We start from the raw sequence: 16817 nt of genomic DNA on the forward strand, positions 1-16817 counted from the left end.
ATGATCAGGACGAGGAGGTTTGGCCAGCGAGGTCGGCGGTGCGATGCACCGTGCCGCCGACGCGCCGCGCCTCGGCCGTCAGGTCCCGGCCCCAGCGCGCCCAGAGCCCGGACAGGCGGGAAGTCAGCAACACGGCGTCGACCGCGTGATCGGCCAGCGGAGTGCGCAGCCCGATCGCGTGGTGCTGCGGCCGTACGGTGGCGTCGAAGTCGATCAGCACAGTGGTCGCGGCGCGCGGCGGCACTTTGGCGCCGCAACCAAAGATAGCCACCCGCGCGTCCGGCGGCACCTCGGCCAGGGCCTGCTCGATCTCAGCGGTCACGGCCAGCTCACGCGCCTGCTCGGTCCAGCCGCGCAGGAAGCTGTAGTGCGCCTCCAGCCCCAGCGGGTTCTCCTGTGCCTCCATCAGGTGCCAGAGGATCTCCACGGCCGGCTCGGGGTGCTTGGCCATCAGCCGGACGAGATTCGCCCGGCACTCAGCGAAGATGGTGCCCAGGTCGCGCTCGTGCGGCGACTCGACTACCCATGCGCGCCGGGACACGCGAAACGCCATACCGCCATGGAAGAGCCGGTGGCCGAGCTCCTGGTCTTCCAGGCCCCAGCCGCGGAAGCCCTCGTCGAAACCGCCAGCGCGCCAGAAGTCCTCGGCTGGCAGCGAGCAGTTGAGGGTCCAGAAGAGCACCCACGGCGCGGCCAGCCGGCCGGCGTCGAAGTCGCAGTCGGCGAACTGTTCGTGCCGTACGTCGGCGAACTCCGGCACGGCGCCGAACTCCCGTACCACGTCCTCAGGGTCGGCCCGGGCCAGCGCCTCGGCCAGGCCGGCCACCCGGGTCTGCAGGTTGTAGCCGTGCGCGTAGCCCATCACCGCGCTCCGCCCGCCGGGCACGTGTTCGGACAGATGGGCGGTGAGGAAGTCGGGGCCGACCATGGCGCCGGTGTCCAGGAAGACGAGCAGCGGCGCGTCGGCCAGCAGTGCGCCGGCGTTGCGGGCGGCACCGGCCCGGAAGCCCTCATCCGGCTGGAAGTGGTAGCGGATACGCAGTCGGGCCGCCGCCTCGTCGACCACGGCACGGGTATCGTCAGAGGAGCCGTCGTCGGCGACGATCACCTCGAACCGGTCGGTCGGCAGCCGCTGCAGGGAGAGATGATGCAGCGTGCGCCGCAATAGCGCGCTGCCGTTGTAGGTCGGGATGATCACCGACACCACGGGACGGTCCATACCCGACTGGTACCTCTCTGGCTTGGCACTTGAGCATCCATCCTGGGATCGGCGCGGCCCGCGCGCATCTTCCAGATTGCTGCCTCTGGCTGTCATCAGAGCAATCGTGAAGAAGTCTGATCTATATCGAGCTGAGACGATGCCGTGATCATGTGCCCTCACGACAGGAGATCACGGTGGACCTGAGGTCATCGACCGCCGAGTCGGCGTCCGGCCGGGCGCCGACTCGCGCGGGCGCACTGCTCGCCCTGCTCTGTGCCGCCAACCTGCTGGCCATCTTCGACTCGCAGATCGCGGGCGTCGCGCTGCCCTCCATCCAGCGCGACCTCGTGCTCAGCACCACCGAAGCCCAGTGGATTATCAGTGCCAACCTGCTCACCTGGGGCAGTCTCCTGCTGCTCGGCGGCCGCGCCGCCGACTACTTCGGCCGCCGCAGGATCTTTCTCGCCGGTCTGTCCCTCTATCTGCTCACCTCGCTGACGGCCGGCCTGGCGTCCAACGGCGGCACCCTGGTAGCCAGCCGGGCGGCGCACGGCGTGTCCGCCGCGATGATGTATCCGACCGCGCTGTCCATCCTGACCAACACGTTCCCGCAGGGCGGTCCGCGCAACCGGGCGCTGGCGCTGTGGGCCGGCATGGGCGGCGTCGGCTCCACGCTGGGCCTGTTGGTCGGCGGCGGCGTTGTCAACGCCTGGGGCTGGCGCTGGGGCTTCTATCTGCATGTGCCGATCACCGCCGCGATGATCGTGATCGCGCTACGGCTGCTGCCGCGGGATCACGTCGTCTCCCGGCCGCGCAGCCTGGACCTCACCGGCGCGCTGACCATCACTGCCGCGCTCGGCCTGCTGGTCTACGGCATCGCCCAGGCGCCGGCGGACGGCTGGACCAGCCCGAAGATTCTCGGTATCGGCGCGCTAGCGATTGTCGGGGTGGCGCTGTTCGTACTGGTCGAGCGGCGTTCGGCCGCGCCGCTGATGCCGCTGGGAATCCTACGGTCACGGCTGCGCGCGGGTGGCAACCTGGTCATCTTCTTCACCACAATGATCGCCTTCGCGCTCAGCTTCCTCTATTCCCTGTACGCGCAGGAGGTAGCGGGCTACTCGCCGATGAAGTACGCGCTGGCCGCCGCAGTCGCCTCGGTCATGGTGATCATCGCGGCGTACGTGGGGCAGGCGGCGCTCAACCGGTTCGGCTTCCGCCCGGTGGCCGTGACCGGAATGGTGCTGTTCGGAGCCGGCGCGCTGCTGTTCGCACGGATGCCGGTGCACGGGTCGTACCTCGCCGACAGTCTCCTGCCGCTGGTCCTGGAGGGTGCCGGTCTCGGCGCGGCCACGCTGGCCGCGTCGGCCGCCGCGCTCACCGACGTCGCTGGGCACGAGGCCGGGCTGGCCTCGGGCGTCAACACCGCGACCACGATGATCGCCGGTGGGCTCGGCGTGGCCGTGGTGGCGACCGTGGCGGCCTCGCGTACCGGCGTCGCCACCGGTCCGGCCGCGCTCAACTCGGGCTTCCAGGCCGGCTTCGCCAGCGGCGCGGTCATGGCGCTGGTCGGCTTGGTGCTGGCGATAGCCCTGCTCGGACTGGGCCGCCGTGCCCGGGCGGCACAGGTCGCCGAGGCGGCGCCGGTGCAGGAGGTGTCCTGAAGCGAGGTTCTGCGACGCGCCGGGGTATACAGCAATTTGGAAGACGTACCTCGGCGCGTCTGCGGATACGCTCACCGCACATCGGCGACCCCAAGTCCGCCCCTGGTGGTCGCATCCCCAACCACCAGGAGAGACCACATGTCCGACACGCTGCGTTGCAGTGTTGTCATCCCGACCTACGACCGGGCCACCTTGCTCGGGCACACCCTGGCCGCGTTGGCCCGGCAGAGCCTGCCGAGAACCCAGTTCGAGGTGCTGGTCGCCGACGACGGCTCGACCGACAACACTGCTGACGTGGTGGCGGGCTTCCGCGACCGGCTGGACGTGACCTATCTACGCCAGGAGCACGACGGCGTCGGCGCGGGCCGGGCCCGCAACATGGGCATCGGCGCGGCCCGCGGCGACGTCTGCGTGATGATCGACTCGGGAGTGCTTCCGCACTCCGGCTGCCTGGCCGCGCACGTCGCGGCGCACGATGCCGCGCCCGGTCCGGTCGCGGTGATCGGGTACGTCTACGGGTTCAGCCTCGACGGCGACGACGCCGAGCTGGAGCAGCTCATCGACGTGCATGACGCGGACGCCACGATCGAGCGAATGGCGGCAGAGCCCTTGCACGGGGACGTCCGCGACCTGTTCTACCGGCGCTACGATGACGACTTCGCCGATCTGCCGGCGCCGTGGGTGATGTTCTGGACGTGCAACGTCTCGGCGCGCACCGCGCAGCTACGTGATGTGGGCATGTTCGACGAGCACTTCCGTACCTGGGGCGGCGAGGACCTCGACCTGGCGTACCGGTTGCACTGCGCTGACGCGCGCTTCGTCCTCGACCGGGCGGCCAGCTCCGTACACGTGCCACACAAGAAGAATTTCGAGGCCAGCCTGGCCAGCGCGCACGGCAACTACCAATACATGATCACCAAATACCAGTCGCCGCTGATGCCGCTGCTGCTGGCCACCCCCACGATCAACCCGTTCAACATCAATGACGTCATCCCGGTGCTGGACCTGCCGCCCGACGCCGGCAAGTCCGACCGGAAGCAGGCGGACGCATGAGGTGGGTACGCGCCTGGGGTGCCACGCTGGCCGACCGGTGGAGCATCGTGCGGCTGCTGCCCCGGGCCGGGCTCGGCCTGGTCGCCGGGTTGGGTCTGATCAACGTGCTACTCGGTGCGCTGCCCGTGGTGTTCGTGGTGTCCACCAGCATGGTGCTCGGCAAGGTGCCGGACGCCGTCGCCGGCGGGCCCGAGTCGGATGCCTGGAAGGCGATGCTCGCGCTGTTCGGCGTCGCGGCCGCCGCGTTCATCGGCCAGCAGGCGCTGGCCCCGTTCCAGATCGCGCTCGGTGAGCTGATGGCGCGCCGGGTCGACGGCCAGATGTTCGACGACCTGATGGCCGCCGCTCTGCGCTCGCGCGGCATCGCCCCGCTGGAGGACCAGCAGGCGCTGCACGACCTGCGTGCCGCGGTCGACCAGGTGCAGTACGGTTTCATGAGCCCCGGTAAGGCGTGCGCCGGCCTGCTCGCCCTGGTCGCCCGATACCTGCAGATAGTCGGATACGTCGCGGTAGTTGGCGTGGCCTTCAGCTGGCTCGCCGCGGCCGGGCTGGTCGTCGTGGTAGCCCTGTTCCGCTACGGGCAGCGCAACGGCATCCGCAAGTACTCACGCCTGCGGTTCGCCCTCGACGGCCCAGAGCGTGAGATCGACTACCTGCGCAAGCTCGGCATCCAGCCGGCCGCTGGCAAGGAGATCCGGATCTTCGGGTTGACCCGCTGGCTGACCGGCAACCTGGACCGGGCTTACCGGGCCTGGCTGGTGCCGCTCTGGGCCGCCCGCCGCAAACTCTACCTGTGGCCGTTCCTCTGGTACGCCATCGCCGGCCTGGCCGTCACCGGCGTGGTCTTCGTCGCCACCGGCGCGGCCGCCACCGACCGGCTGACACTCACCGCCTTCGCCCTGGTCATGCAGGCAGGCCTGGGCGCGCTGCGGCTGTCGGAATTCTACCCCGAGGCGGACAACCAGATCGTCGTGGGGATGACCGCCTACGAGGCGGTCCGCCGCTTCGCCGCCCGGGTCGATACCTACCCGGCCGAGCTGCGCGACGGCGCCGTGCCCCAGGGGCTGGCGGCCGTACCCGAGCCGGCCGGCGTCATCCACTTCGACCAGGTGTCCTTCACCTACCCCGGTCAGCAGCGGCCAGTCTTCGAGCGGCTCGACCTCAAGGTTCCGGTGGGGCGCTGCACGGCGATCGTCGGTGTCAACGGCGCGGGCAAGACGACGCTGGTCAAGCTGCTGGCCCGGCTGTACGAGCCGACCGGCGGGGCAATCCGGGTGGACGGCGTCGACATCCGCGACTTTGCGGTCACCGAGTGGCGCCGCAAGCTCGGTGTGATCTTCCAGGACTTCGCCCGCTACGAGATCTCCGCGGCGAGCAACATCGGCTACGGCGCGATCGACGACGCCGACGACCGGGTCGGCATCCGCGCGGCCGCCGAGGGCGCCAACATCGCCGACGCGCTGGACGCGCTGCCGCGCGGGCTGGACACACCGCTGACCCGACAGGTAGCCGGCGGCACCGACCTGTCCGGCGGCCAGTGGCAGCGGGTCGCGCTGGCCCGGGCGCTGTTCGCGCTGCGGCACGGCGCTCCCATCGTGGTACTCGACGAGCCGACCGCCAGCCTCGACGTGCGGGCCGAGGCCAGGTTTTTCGACGAGTTCGCCGAGCTGACCAGGGGCGCCACGACGCTGCTGATCTCGCACCGGTTCTCCACGGTGCGCCAGGCCGATCACATCGTGGTGTTGGAGGACGGCCTGGTCACCGAGCAGGGCAGCCATGATGAGCTGGTGGCCAGTGGCGGGCGGTACGCGGAGCTGTTCCGGCTCCAGGCCGACCGGTTCGTCACGGCGGGTGCGGGCGGGGGTCAGGAATGATCAATTTGTTGGCCGGCTGCCGGCAGATGCTCGTCACCGCCTGGCGGATGGACCGAACCAAGACCGTCCTGGCCGTCCTCCTGATGGTCCTCGGTGCCGTCGCCGCGCCGCTGCTCGCGCTGGCCCTGGGAACGATGACCGACGCGGTGCTCTCGGGCCGGTCTCGCGACGCGGCGATCGACGGCGCCCTGGTTGCCGTGCTCGCCATCGTGGCGCTTACCTTCAGCCACTTCGCGCACGTACTCTACTTCGAACTGTCCGAACTGGCCGAGATCGACTTCGACAAGCAGCTCATCGCGCTCTCCAACGGCACGACCGGGATAGCCCACCACGAGCAGGCCGACCAAGCCGACTCGCTCACCGTCCTGCAACACGAGAGCCGCCAGTTCCGTACCAGCCTGGAGGCTCTGCTCAACGGCATGGGCCTGGCGCTCGCCATGGTGATCACCGCGGTGCTGCTGGCCAGGCTCGACCCGCTCCTGCTGCTGCTCCCGCTGTTGGCTGTCCCGCCGCTGGTGACCGGCCGGATCGCGGAGCGCCGGTTGGACCGGGCCAAGACCGCCACGGCCGAGCCCACCCGCCTCGGGCTCAACCTTTTCCAGCTGGCCACCTCGTCGCGGCACGCCGGCGAAATCCGGGTGTTTCGGCTGGCGAATCAGCTACGCGACCGCCGGGGGGAGCTGTGGCGGCAGGCCACCACCGGGTTGTACCGGGCACAGGTGGCCGCGGCCGCAACTCGTACCGCTGGTCAGTTGGTGTTCGCCGCCGGCTACGTGGTTGGCGTACTGCTGATCCTGTGGGGCGCCGCGCACGGCCGCCACGGCGCCAGCGACGTGGTCCTGACCGTCGCCCTCGCAGCCCAGGTCAACCAGCAGGTCACCCTGGCCGTCACGCTGACACAGGAGCTGCAACGGATGGCCAGCGCCTACCGCCGGATGGACGGGATCCGGGCCGCGGTGACCCCTGCTGAGCCGGTCGCCGCCGACCAACAGGTGCCGGGCGAGCTGCGCGAGGGCATCCGCCTGGCCGGGGTCAGCTTCAACTACCCCGGCCAGGACCGCCCGGTGCTGCACGACCTCGACCTCACCCTGCCGGCTGGGTCCATCGTGGCCGTCGTAGGCGAAAACGGCGCCGGCAAGACCACTCTGATCAAGATGCTGTGCGGCTTCTACGAGCCGACCGAGGGACGGCTGTTGGTCGACGGGGTCGACCTACGGCGGCTGCCGAGCGAGCGGTGGCGCGAGCGGATCGCCGCCGGGTTCCAGGACTTCGTCCGGTACGAGTTCCTCGCCCGCCAGACCGTCGGCGTGGGTGACCTGCCCCGCATCGACTCCACCGAAGCGGTCTCCGACGCGCTGGCCCGCGCCGGCTCCGCCGACGTGCTCGACCACCTGGCCGATGGCCTGGAGACCCGGTTGGGCAAGAGCTACGCCGACGGAGTGGAACTGTCCGGCGGCCAGTGGCAGAAGCTCGCCCTCGGCCGTGCGCTGATGCGGGAGAGTCCGCTGCTGCTGGTCCTCGACGAGCCGACCTCGGCACTCGACCCGCAGGCCGAGCACGACCTGTTCGAGCGATACGCCGAACAGGCGCGCCGGGTCGGCGCCGAGGGAGCGATCACTCTGCTGGTCTCGCACCGCTTCTCCACCGTCCGGATGGCCGACCGGATCGTCGTGGTGCGCGACGGCCGGATCGCCGAGGTCGGCACGCACGACGAGTTGATGCGGGCCGGTCAGCAGTACGCCGAGTTGTTCTCCCTCCAGGCGAGCGCCTATCGCTGACGAAGCGCCGTGGACGGGTCGCCTGCTTACCGCGCCATCGTTCGTGCGCCGGAAGCAATCTCCGGGTGACGGGCCGTGCGCCCCACCTTGGCCTGATGGATCTCCTGGTAAATCTCGGCGCGCAGTTCGGCGAACCGGGGCAGCGACCGGGTGGCCAACTGGTCACGTTCAGTAGGCAGATCAACCGTTACCTGGTGCTGCACGACCGTGGGTGAGGCGGACAGCACGATGACCCGCTCGCCGAGGTAGATGGCCTCGTCGATGTCGTGGGTGACGAGGCACCTGAAGCGATGCGTCTAGCCACCATCCGCACACCCACGGGCACCCGAGCGGCCCGGGTCGAGAACAATGTCGTCGTCCCGCTCGGCTATCAGGACGTGGGCGCGCTGCTCGCCGCGGCGGGGTCGCAGGACATCGACCGGATCCCGCCGGCCGGCGAGCCGGTACCCGTCGAGGACGTCGATTTCGCCCCGGTCGTCACCAGCCCATCGAAGATTAACTGCGTCGGGCTGAACTATCGCACGCACATCCTCGAGATGGGGCGCGACCTGCCCGAGCACCCCACGCTGTTCGCGAAGTTCGCCGACACGCTCATCGGCGCCCGGGACGAGATCGTCCTGCCGGCCACGAGCGCCGAGGTCGACTGGGAGGCCGAGCTGGGGGTCGTCATCGGCACCCCGCTGCGCCGGGCGACCCGGGAGCAGGCACTCGATGCCATCGCCGGCTACACGGTCGTCAACGACGTCTCTATGCGCGACTGGCAGTGGCGGACCACCCAGTGGCTGCAGGGCAAGGTATTCGAGCGCAGCACCCCGGTCGGGCCGTTCCTGGTCACGCCGGACGAGATCGACCATGCCCGGGACCTGGAGCTGCGCTGCGAGGTCGACGGCGTCGTCGTCCAGCGCACCCGCACCTCGGACCTGCTCTTCGACCCCGCGGCCACCGTCGCCTACATCAGCCAGTTCACCACGCTCCGCCCCGGCGACCTGATCGCCACCGGCACGCCGGGCGGGGTCGGCGCGGCCCGCAACCCCAAGGTCTTCCTGACGCCCGGGCAGACCCTACTGACCGTCGTCGAAGGCATCGGCGAGTGCCTCAACGTCTGCCGGGAGGAGAAGGAGTGAACGCCCCCCGGTGACCGACACCCTCGCCGGTCGCACGGCGTACCTCTCCGGCCGCCCGGCGCCCGACGTCGCCAGCACCGGCGAGAAGCCCCCGCCCGCTCTCCCGCGGTGGCTCTGACCGGGCGCGATTCCTGTGTGAAAGGACGACCTCACGAGGAGCGTCTCAGTTCAGCTAAGCGATCCTGTGTCGGAGTAGGTTTCCGGGATCGTTTCCCACCTGGGTGGGGTGGCGTGGGCGTGGAAGTGGAATCCTGCGCCCAGCGCTGCTCCGTGTGGCTGGTGGCCGGTGGTGGGTGTGCTGGTCGTGGTCACGTTCTGGTGCCGGTGGGCTGCGCGGGGCAGTTTCCGGTCCGTTGGTGCGTGTCCCTCCGGACGCTTGCCCGCCCGGCCGTGAGGTCGGGTGGGGGAGGGTGCCCCGCGTCGCCTGGGCGCGAGGCGTGCTGGCTTACGCGCGGTGGGGCCGGTCTTCGACCGGTCCACCCCGCTGGCTTTCGCGGTGGGGGTAACGACGGCTGCGGCTTCGAGCGTGTCCACGACCGACCGGATCACCATGTGCCCGCTGGTCTTGTCGATGACGGTCTTGGCCTGATGGGTGAGGCCGCGGGCGGCGATGCGCCGCCAGGCGCCGTGGTCGCGGTCGCCCTGCCAGCCGCAGGACGGGTGGGGGCAGATAGCCCACTTCCAGCCCGCCACGGTGGGCTGGTCCGGGGCTTTACGGTGCCGTAGCGGGGTCAGGCACTGCGGGCAGTGTTTGGAGGTGTTACGGGCGGGGACGGTGACCACCGCGACACCGGCCTCGGCGGCGAGGTGCCGGATGCGGTCGGCGATCTTCCCGCGTACCTGTTGGGACAGGCGCGTGTTCATGGTGCGGCCCATACCTCGGGCTTCCATCGACCGCAGATCTTCCAGATAGATCACGCTGGCCCCGGCCGCGATGGCCTGGTCGACGGTCCAGCGGGCGGCGGACCAGGCGAGGGCGTCGTTCAGGTTCGTGCGGCGGGCGGACACGTGCTGGATCTCGTCGCGCAGGACCGCGTGTTTCGCCCGTAGGTGTTCGTCGGGGCGGCCGTCGATGAGCCGCTGGTAGTGGTCGGCCTTGGTCTGCAGCTGCTCGCTCTGTCGGCGCAGCCGATGCTGTTTGGCCAGGACGCCGGCGGCGCGGAACTGGCCGCCGGCACCGAGCGCGGTGATCCGACCGTCCGGACGAAGTCGGAGGGTTCCGGCGGACAGGAGGGTGTTCAGGCCCCAGTCCACGCCCAGCGCCACCTCGTGCCCCGTGCGGCTGGCCTTCGGCACCGGATGCGTGTAGGCGAGATCGGCTCGCACCGTCCCGCCGGTGACGCGCAGGGTGGGTAGATGCAGCACTGCGCCCGCTGGAACCGTGGGTGGCAGGCTGATCGGGCAGGCCACCCACGTCCAGTCCCGATACGAACGCGGATCCGCCCGGGTCGGCAACTGCAGGCGCAGCAGCACCCGGCCCGGGTCGGTGTCGCTGCGTTCGATGGTGGCCTGCTGCCGGTCACACGCCGCCAACAACAACATCCGCGGGACCCTCGGGACGTCTTCCAACTCGAACACATCCACCGGCAACCGGCCGCTAGCGGCCAGGAACGCGGCGGCCTGCCGAGTACGACCCTTGATCACACTGGATGCCAGACCCTGCCCGCCCGGGATCGCAGCGCGGAGCTGCTCCCACTCGACGCCGGTGCGCTTACGCGGATCGACCGGCCAGGTCGACAGGATCCCGGCGGTCAGGTCGGCACGCCACTTCACCGACCGCAGAACACGCCCCGCCTGCTCCTGGACCATCCGCACGATCCGGTCATTGACCCTCACACCCGATGGCGGGGCGGCCGTCCAACCCAGCCGCCGCAACGCCATCCACGCATTCGACGGCAACCTCCGACCACCGGCATCCACCCCAGAGGCGAGCACATCAACATCGACCGCGTTGCAATGCGCACCAAGCAGGGCGCCCACCATGCCCGCCACCAGATCAGCACACCAACCGACCCGCTCCGCAAGCACCGCCCGGGACACGACCTCCCCGGACGCCTCATCCAGCCCCGTTCGCAGCAACCCACGAGCACACGCGGTCCGCACCGCCTCGCCCTCAGCCAACGCCAACTTCCGGCTCACCCGCCACCGTCCTGGCACCGCCCGGACTCGAATAACAGACAAGCCCAGCCTTCCGCCGACGCATCCCCAACAAAACGCCCGACAACGGAAATTCTATGACCACTGTGGATTAGCAATCAAATCGCTTAGCCTCTGCGCTCTTACCGATTCTGGTTCGATCTCGGTGCGACGCGCACGTGCGCGCGTTCGCCCTGCCTGCCGAAGAGGCTGAGGTACTCGACGGGACCGGAGCTCGTGGCCCCGAACCAGTGCGGGGTGCGGGTGTCGAACTCCGCAGCGTCTCCGGGTTGAAGGATGAGATCGTGCTCGCCGAGGACCAGGCGCAGCGTGCCGTTGAGGACGTAGACCCAGTCGTAGCCCTCGTGGGTGCGTAGGTCGGGTTCGCGATCGTCGTTCCCGGCCGGGAGGATGAACTTGTAGGCCTGGATGCCTCCAGGCCTACGGGTCAGCGGCAGGATGGTTGATCCGTCGCCGGCGGCGACGGGGCGCAAGTTGATGCGGGGATCACCGGTTGGTGGTGCGTCGACGAGCTCGTCGAGGGTGACACCATAGGCGCGGGCGAGCGGGAGGAGTTGCTCGAGCGTGGGGCGCCGCAGGCCCGCCTCAAGCCGGGACAACGTACTGACGGAAATGCCGGTTTCCTCGGCCAGGTCGGTGAGCGTGATGTCGCGGCGGGTCCGAAGCTGCTTCAGCCTCGGGCCGACGGCGTCGAGCGTGCGTTCCAGTTCGTCGTCCACGCTCCCAGTTTGCCATTTGGCAAAGAATTTTGCCCAACCGCTCGATGCGGGGTCAGGATCGTGCTGACCAGCGGAGACGGGTGAGGAGTTCGACATGGTCGGGCAGGCAGAGATCATGAGGGACGTGATCGTCGTCGGTGGCGGCGCGGCGGGACTGAGCGCGGCGCTGACGCTGGCGCGCTCGCGTCGCCGGGTGACGGTCGTGGACGCCGGCACACCGAGGAACGCGCCCGCCGAGGGCGTGCACGGCCTGCTGGCGCTCGACGGGCTGAGCCCGCTGGAGCTGCTCAAGCGTGGCCGTGACGAGGTCACCCGCTACGGCGGCGAGATCATCTCGGCCGAGGTGAGCGACGTGTCGGGCACGTCGCTGGGGTTCGCGGTGATGATGCGTGACGGCGGTGTGTTGCACGGGCGCCGGCTGCTGATCGCCACCGGGCTGGTCGACGAGCTGCCGGACATCCCGGGATTGCGGGAGCGGTGGGGGCGCGACGTGCTCCACTGCCCGTACTGCCACGGATGGGAGGTTCGCGACCGCGGGATCGGCGTGCTCGCCACCGGGCCGATGTCCCTGCACCAGGCGTTGCTGTTCCGGCAGTTGAGCAACGACGTGCGCTTCTTCTCCAACGACCATGATCTCGGCGACCAGGACCGGGCGAAGCTCGATGCGCTCGGCATTCCGACGATCCCCGGAGGCGTCTCGAGGCTGGAGATCGTCGACGACCGCCTGGCCGGCGTCCGCCTGGCCGACGACCGCATCGTCGAGGTCGAAGCCCTGGCCGTGGCGTCGCGGCTGGTCGCCCGCGCTGAGGTGTTCGCGAGAATCGGCATCCAGCCGACCGCGCACCCGGCGGGCTCCTTCATCGCCGCCGACCCGACCGGGCGTACGGCTGTGCCCGGGGTTTGGGTTGCGGGCAACTCCACCGATCTGTCCGCCCAGGTCGGCGCGGCCGCCGCGGACGGCGCGCGCGCCGCAGCGCACATCAACGCCGACCTCGTCGCCGAGGACGTCGACCGGGCTGTCGCCCGACTCTCGGACGCGGAGGCATCCCGATGACGCACGGATTCGACAAGGGCTACTGGGAACAGCACTGGCACCGGACGCACGGCGACCACCCCGGCTCCATGGCCGGCAATCCGCCGAACCCTTATCTCGCCCGGGAGACCGGCGGCCTGGCGCCGGGCACGGCGCTGGACGCCGGGTGCGGCGCCGGCGCCGAGGCGATCTGGCTCGCCTCCCGGGGCTGGCACGTCACCGCAGCCGACATCGCCACCGAAGCCCTCGCCCACGCCGCCGGGCGCGCAACCAACAGCGGGGTGTCCGAACGCGTGCGGTGGGTCCAAGCGGACCTGACCGTCTGGCACCCCGACTCGCGGTTCGACCTGGTCACCACGCACTACGCGCACCCGGCGATGCCGCAGCTGGCCTTCTACGACCGTGTTTCCGCGTGGGTGGCGCCCGGCGGCACCCTACTGATCGTCGGGCACCTGCACGCCTCGGGAGCCGTGGGGCACGGGCACCACCCGCCCGCCGAGGCTTCAGTCACCCTCGCCGACATCACCACTGGCCTGGACAGCACCCAATGGGAGATCACCACCGCCGAACAGCATCTCCGCACGGTCCCCGGCCCCGGAGGCCGGGCGGTTCCACTGCACGACGTCGTCGTACGCGCCACTCGGCGCAACTGACCACACCACAGCGATCGGCGCGGATCGTGGCATGATGCCCGGCATGTCTGGTCGTGCGCAGAGCTTTGGCGCGGTGGCGGAAGCATACGAACGCTTCCGGCCGGGGTATCCCGTGGCGGTTTTCGACATGGTGATGACGTACGCGGGTCAGCCGGTTCGGACCGCCCTTGAGATTGGCGCCGGGACAGGCAAAGCCACCCGTCTGTTCGCTCAACGGGGAGTCACGGTCACCGCGAGCGAGCCTGACGGGGCCATGCTCGACGAGCTGCGTCGGCACGTGCCAGCGAACGTCAGGACCGTGCAAGCCGCGTTCGAGGACGTGCGACCCGGCGAGAGCTACGGGCTGGTTTATGCGGCAGCAGCGTTGCACTGGACCAACCCGCAGGGGCGGTGGCCGCGCCTGGCCGCGCTCCTCGAGCCGGGTGGCGTGTTCGCCTCGTTCGGCGGACCGCTCCGGCTGGCTGACCCGGCCGTGGAGGAAGCTGTGCGCGCGGCCCGGGCACCATTCTTGGACAGCGACGAGGTCCCGTCTCCCGATGGGACGCCTCCGGGGCATGAGATGCAGTGGCCCGGCACGGAGCTGCAACGGTCCGAGTGGTTCGCCGATGTTCAGCAGTCCGAGATCGAGCGGCGATTGACGATGAGCGCTCGCGACTACGTTGGCCTGCTCTCGACCATCTCGGCTTATCTCGAACTGCCGACCTCCGACCAACAGCAGGTATACGGCCGGATCATGCAGGTGTTGCCCGAGGCGGTCGAGGTTTCCGCAGATATCACCGTCCATCTCGCGCGTCGCCGCGAGCAGTAGTGCCTCGACAGAGTCGGATGGCCGCCCCGATCTCGGCGATGGTCGCAGCCGGGTGCCGGGCCAGGCGGGCGTCCGCCCGGTGGTTCTCGGTGCGGACGCCCGTGGGTGGAAGGTTCGGCGGTGCCGTGCTCAGGCGTAGCTGAGCGAGAAACTGTTGGAGACGAAGGAGGACTGGCCGGCGGTGCCGGTCAGCTCGAAGCCGAACTGGATGTCGCCGACGGTCACGTCGCCCCACCAGCCCTGGGTGCGCAGCCACCGCATGATCGCCAGGACGTCGACGGTGCCGGAGTTGGTGACGCTGGTCCGGACGAACGAGAAGACGGCGTTGCTGCCGTTGGAACCACGGAAGACGTTCCAGGTGTGGCCGCCGACGTTGACGTTGCGCGCGTCGGGGACCGCGCCGTTGCCGTCGTACGAACTCGCGATCGGGCCAACGGCGCCGGCCTGGTTAGCCCAGATCATGACCTCGTAGGCGTGGTTGTTGGCCCAGATGTCGTAGGCGGTCGCGTAGTCGCCACCACTTGGCACGGTGACGTTGAACGAGCTGCTCACAGAGCTCAGGGAGCTCAGCGTGCGGTTGAGGGTTCGGCCGGTGTGCGGGTAGGACTTGACGCCGCTGGTGCGCGGGTGGTTGGCGACGACGCCCCAGTTGGTGCCGGTTCGCGCCCAGATCGTCTGGGGGCCGGCGCCGGAGCCCCAGACATCGTTGTTCAACGTGTAGCCGTTGTTCGTCCACGAGTCCCACTGGCCGCTGGCGACCCAGGCCGCGTCGGAGGGCACACCGTTGGTGGGGGGCGGGGTCGGACTGTTGGTGGGCGTCGGCGTGCTCGTGGGGCCGGACACGCCGCCGGTGCAGGTGACGCCGTTGAGGGTGAAGGTCGCGGGCAGCGGGTTGCTGCTCGTCCACGAGCCGTTGAAGCCGAATGACGTGCTCGCGTTCGTCGCCAGGGAACCGTTGTAGCTGACGTTCTTGGCGGTCACCTGGGAGCCGCTCTGGGTGACGGTGGCACTCCAGGCCTCGGTCACCTTCTGCCCGGCCGAGTAGGACCAGACCAGGGTCCAGGCGGTAACCGGGCTGCCAAGGTTGGTGATGGCGACGTCCGCTCCGAAGCCGCCCGGCCACTGGTTGCTGACCGTATAGCGGACGCTGCAGCCGGTGGCTGCCGAGGCGGGGAGAGCCGTGAGGATGCAGGCCCCGAACGCAACCGTGGTGGCCGCTGCCAGGGCGAGAGTACGCCTTCGCATGGGATGTGACCTTCCAGGAGTCGAATACCGGGTCGTCGGGGAGGCTGTCGACGGGCGTTGGCCGCCGAGGTGCCACCGCGTGCCGCCGGTGGAGCGCACGGCGCGACGGCGGGTCGGCCCGGACTGGTCACGACAAGGCACCGGACTGGGTCGATGGTCCCGGTGTGGTGACCCCGATTGGGAGCGTGCCCTCCGCCCCTCGGCAAAAGATAGCAGTTCATCGATGCATGCTCAAGGAATGCCAGCGCGCCCTGCCCACCGAGAGCTCATATAGTCACGCGGATGAACCTGGAACAGGTCCGGCAGGCATATGCGTCCCTCGCAGAGCTCTACATCGAGATGTTCGGCACCAGCCAGCAGGTACACCCCGACGACCTCGCCTTCATCGGGCGACATCTGGCGGGCCGACCCGGCACCGTGCTCGATCTGGGCTGCGGGCCGGGCCATATCACCGGTTACCTTCGCTCGCTGGGCGTCGACGCAACGGGAATCGACATGGTCCCCGAGTTCATCGCCCATGCGCAGGCGGCCCACCCGAACGGCAGGTACCAACTCGGGTCGCTAGAAGATCTCGCCGTTGCCAACCACTCCATCGCCGGCATCCTGGCCTGGTACTCGTTGATCCATCTACCGCCGCACAACCTCGACGGCGTGCTCGCTGAGTTCCGACGAGCAATGGCCCCGGCCGGAACGTTGGTGATCGGTCTCTTCGTCGGTGACGAGGTCGCCGCCTTCGACCACAAGGTCGTGACCGCCTATCGCTGGCCCGTCGACGAGTTCTCCGCGCGATTGGCGCGCGCCGGCTTCACCGAAGTTGAGCGCCTCAAGCGGCCCAGCGATGGCACTCATCGGCCGCACGCCGCCATCGCGGCAATCGCAACCGACGGGTGAGCTGAGTCGCGAGCCGGTAGCCCGCTCAGCAGTCAAACACCGACCAGCAGATGTCGTTCCGCAACCGCTGGTCATCGAGCACGAGCTCGCGAATCGCCGCCGAGAGTTGGTCACGCTGCCATCGGCACTCGAGTCGTCCTGCGGCATCGCTCTCGCCTTCCGGCACGGCAGCACGTGCGGCCTTGATCGCATAGGCGGCCGCACCGAGTTCGTGCGCAGCGACGTGTGCGACGACCCCCGCCTGGCCAGCAGCGTACGCGGCGTGCCGTGCAGCCCCGCGCAGGTCTCTGGCCGCGCCCATCGCATGGCCGCCCGCCGCGCGAGCCTGCATCATCGTGACCTCTCCACGCACCCAGGCACGGGCGTGCTCGATCGCTTCACGTGGTCGTGGGTCCGTGGGCTGAACCGCCTCGAACAGGTGAAGGACGTGCTCCGCGCACGACGCCGCCCAGAGAGCGAGGAGATGGTGATTCGAATCGGTGAGGGTCCCACCGCGACGGAGCGTGATGAAGCGAGGGTCCCGAACCTTCGGGAGGATCATGGTTGGTCGCTCCTTCTCAGGGACCGGCCGCAACCTCTACCGTAGCGGCCCGGCCGGCTGCGGTGCTCCACCACGGCAG

14 protein-coding genes are annotated in these 16817 nt (G+C 69.7%); 9 read left to right on the forward strand and 5 right to left on the reverse strand.

The window, feature by feature from the left end; genetic code table 11:
* Window positions 1-4 precede the first annotated feature (4 nt).
* Complete coding sequence (locus AB0C02_RS13550) at window positions 5-1219, reverse strand: glycosyltransferase (protein WP_357547777.1); 1215 nt, start codon at window positions 1217-1219, stop codon at window positions 5-7.
* 176 nt (window positions 1220-1395) lie between these two features.
* Between AB0C02_RS13550 and AB0C02_RS13555 the strand changes: the two genes are divergently transcribed.
* The 5 genes from AB0C02_RS13555 to AB0C02_RS13575 all read left to right on the forward strand — a co-directional run bounded on the left by AB0C02_RS13555 (window position 1396) and on the right by AB0C02_RS13575 (window position 8691).
* On the forward strand, window positions 1396-2862 hold the full coding sequence (locus tag AB0C02_RS13555; RefSeq protein WP_357547778.1) for an MFS transporter: 1467 nt from the start codon (window positions 1396-1398) through the stop codon (window positions 2860-2862).
* 138 nt (window positions 2863-3000) lie between these two features.
* The gene (locus tag AB0C02_RS13560) at window positions 3001-3915 is read left to right on the forward strand and encodes a glycosyltransferase (RefSeq protein WP_357547779.1); all 915 of its coding nucleotides are present in this window, start codon (window positions 3001-3003) and stop codon (window positions 3913-3915) included.
* A complete protein-coding gene (locus tag AB0C02_RS13565) occupies window positions 3912-5789 on the forward strand; it encodes an ABC transporter ATP-binding protein (RefSeq protein WP_357547780.1) in 1878 nt (625 codons plus the stop codon). Before AB0C02_RS13560 ends, AB0C02_RS13565 begins: the two co-directional genes overlap by 4 nt.
* Window positions 5786-7567, forward strand: coding sequence for an ABC transporter ATP-binding protein (locus AB0C02_RS13570; protein WP_357547781.1), 1782 nt, complete (start codon window positions 5786-5788; stop codon window positions 7565-7567). The genes AB0C02_RS13565 and AB0C02_RS13570 overlap by 4 nt, the downstream gene beginning before the upstream one ends.
* A gap of 290 nt (window positions 7568-7857) precedes the next feature.
* Window positions 7858-8691 carry a fumarylacetoacetate hydrolase family protein gene (locus AB0C02_RS13575; RefSeq protein ID WP_357547782.1) on the forward strand — a complete coding sequence of 278 codons (834 nt, stop codon included), beginning with the start codon at window positions 7858-7860 and terminating at the stop codon, window positions 8689-8691.
* Between the two features lie 168 nt (window positions 8692-8859).
* On the opposite strand, the gene AB0C02_RS13580 is transcribed toward AB0C02_RS13575, so the two are convergent.
* Complete coding sequence (locus tag AB0C02_RS13580; RefSeq protein ID WP_357547783.1) at window positions 8860-10830, reverse strand: zinc ribbon domain-containing protein; 1971 nt, start codon at window positions 10828-10830, stop codon at window positions 8860-8862.
* A 140-nt stretch (window positions 10831-10970) separates the two neighbouring features.
* Window positions 10971-11567, reverse strand: a complete 597-nt coding sequence (locus AB0C02_RS13585) for an XRE family transcriptional regulator (RefSeq protein WP_357547784.1) — start codon at window positions 11565-11567, stop codon at window positions 10971-10973.
* Window positions 11568-11661: 94 nt separating this feature from the next.
* Between AB0C02_RS13585 and AB0C02_RS13590 the strand changes: the two genes are divergently transcribed.
* Genes AB0C02_RS13590 through AB0C02_RS13600 form a run of 3 tightly spaced genes read left to right on the forward strand, consistent with a single transcriptional unit; the run spans window position 11662 to window position 14061 of the window.
* Entirely contained in the window at window positions 11662-12621 is a 960-nt protein-coding gene (locus AB0C02_RS13590) for an NAD(P)/FAD-dependent oxidoreductase (protein ID WP_357547785.1), read from the forward strand.
* Window positions 12618-13253, forward strand: coding sequence for a class I SAM-dependent methyltransferase (locus tag AB0C02_RS13595; protein ID WP_357547786.1), 636 nt, complete (start codon window positions 12618-12620; stop codon window positions 13251-13253). Before AB0C02_RS13590 ends, AB0C02_RS13595 begins: the two co-directional genes overlap by 4 nt.
* A 43-nt stretch (window positions 13254-13296) precedes the next feature.
* Window positions 13297-14061, forward strand: coding sequence for a methyltransferase domain-containing protein (locus tag AB0C02_RS13600; RefSeq protein ID WP_357547787.1), 765 nt, complete (start codon window positions 13297-13299; stop codon window positions 14059-14061).
* A gap of 129 nt (window positions 14062-14190) precedes the next feature.
* On the opposite strand, the gene AB0C02_RS13605 is transcribed toward AB0C02_RS13600, so the two are convergent.
* On the reverse strand, window positions 14191-15306 hold the full coding sequence (locus AB0C02_RS13605; RefSeq protein ID WP_357547788.1) for a cellulose binding domain-containing protein: 1116 nt from the start codon (window positions 15304-15306) through the stop codon (window positions 14191-14193).
* Window positions 15307-15588: 282 nt separating this feature from the next.
* Between AB0C02_RS13605 and AB0C02_RS13610 the strand changes: the two genes are divergently transcribed.
* Window positions 15589-16197 (forward strand): class I SAM-dependent methyltransferase, encoded by a 609-nt coding sequence (locus tag AB0C02_RS13610; protein ID WP_357547789.1) that lies wholly within the window; start codon window positions 15589-15591, stop codon window positions 16195-16197.
* 25 nt (window positions 16198-16222) lie between these two features.
* Here the strand turns inward: AB0C02_RS13610 and AB0C02_RS13615 are convergent, their stop codons facing one another.
* Window positions 16223-16738: a putative immunity protein gene (locus tag AB0C02_RS13615; protein WP_357547790.1), complete on the reverse strand. Its 516-nt coding sequence runs from the start codon at window positions 16736-16738 to the stop codon at window positions 16223-16225.
* Window positions 16739-16817: the final 79 nt, after the last annotated feature.

This window comes from Micromonospora sp. NPDC048999 (genome assembly GCF_040649295.1).
GTDB lineage: Bacteria > Actinomycetota > Actinomycetes > Mycobacteriales > Micromonosporaceae > Micromonospora.

Excerpts from the sequence above, each read along its gene's own strand:
- AB0C02_RS13575 (WP_357547782.1), top strand. The coding sequence starts at position 7,858 with ATGCGTCTAGCCACCATCCGCACACCCACGGGCACCCGAGCGGCCCGG.
- AB0C02_RS13605 (WP_357547788.1), bottom strand. The coding sequence starts at position 15,306 with ATGCGAAGGCGTACTCTCGCCCTGGCAGCGGCCACCACGGTTGCGTTC.
- AB0C02_RS13595 (WP_357547786.1), top strand. The coding sequence starts at position 12,618 with ATGACGCACGGATTCGACAAGGGCTACTGGGAACAGCACTGGCACCGG.
- AB0C02_RS13600 (WP_357547787.1), top strand. The coding sequence starts at position 13,297 with ATGTCTGGTCGTGCGCAGAGCTTTGGCGCGGTGGCGGAAGCATACGAA.
- AB0C02_RS13610 (WP_357547789.1), top strand. The coding sequence starts at position 15,589 with ATGAACCTGGAACAGGTCCGGCAGGCATATGCGTCCCTCGCAGAGCTC.
- AB0C02_RS13565 (WP_357547780.1), top strand. The coding sequence starts at position 3,912 with ATGAGGTGGGTACGCGCCTGGGGTGCCACGCTGGCCGACCGGTGGAGC.
- AB0C02_RS13550 (WP_357547777.1), bottom strand. The coding sequence starts at position 1,219 with ATGGACCGTCCCGTGGTGTCGGTGATCATCCCGACCTACAACGGCAGC.
- AB0C02_RS13615 (WP_357547790.1), bottom strand. The coding sequence starts at position 16,738 with ATGATCCTCCCGAAGGTTCGGGACCCTCGCTTCATCACGCTCCGTCGC.
- AB0C02_RS13560 (WP_357547779.1), top strand. The coding sequence starts at position 3,001 with ATGTCCGACACGCTGCGTTGCAGTGTTGTCATCCCGACCTACGACCGG.
- AB0C02_RS13570 (WP_357547781.1), top strand. The coding sequence starts at position 5,786 with ATGATCAATTTGTTGGCCGGCTGCCGGCAGATGCTCGTCACCGCCTGG.
- AB0C02_RS13590 (WP_357547785.1), top strand. The coding sequence starts at position 11,662 with ATGGTCGGGCAGGCAGAGATCATGAGGGACGTGATCGTCGTCGGTGGC.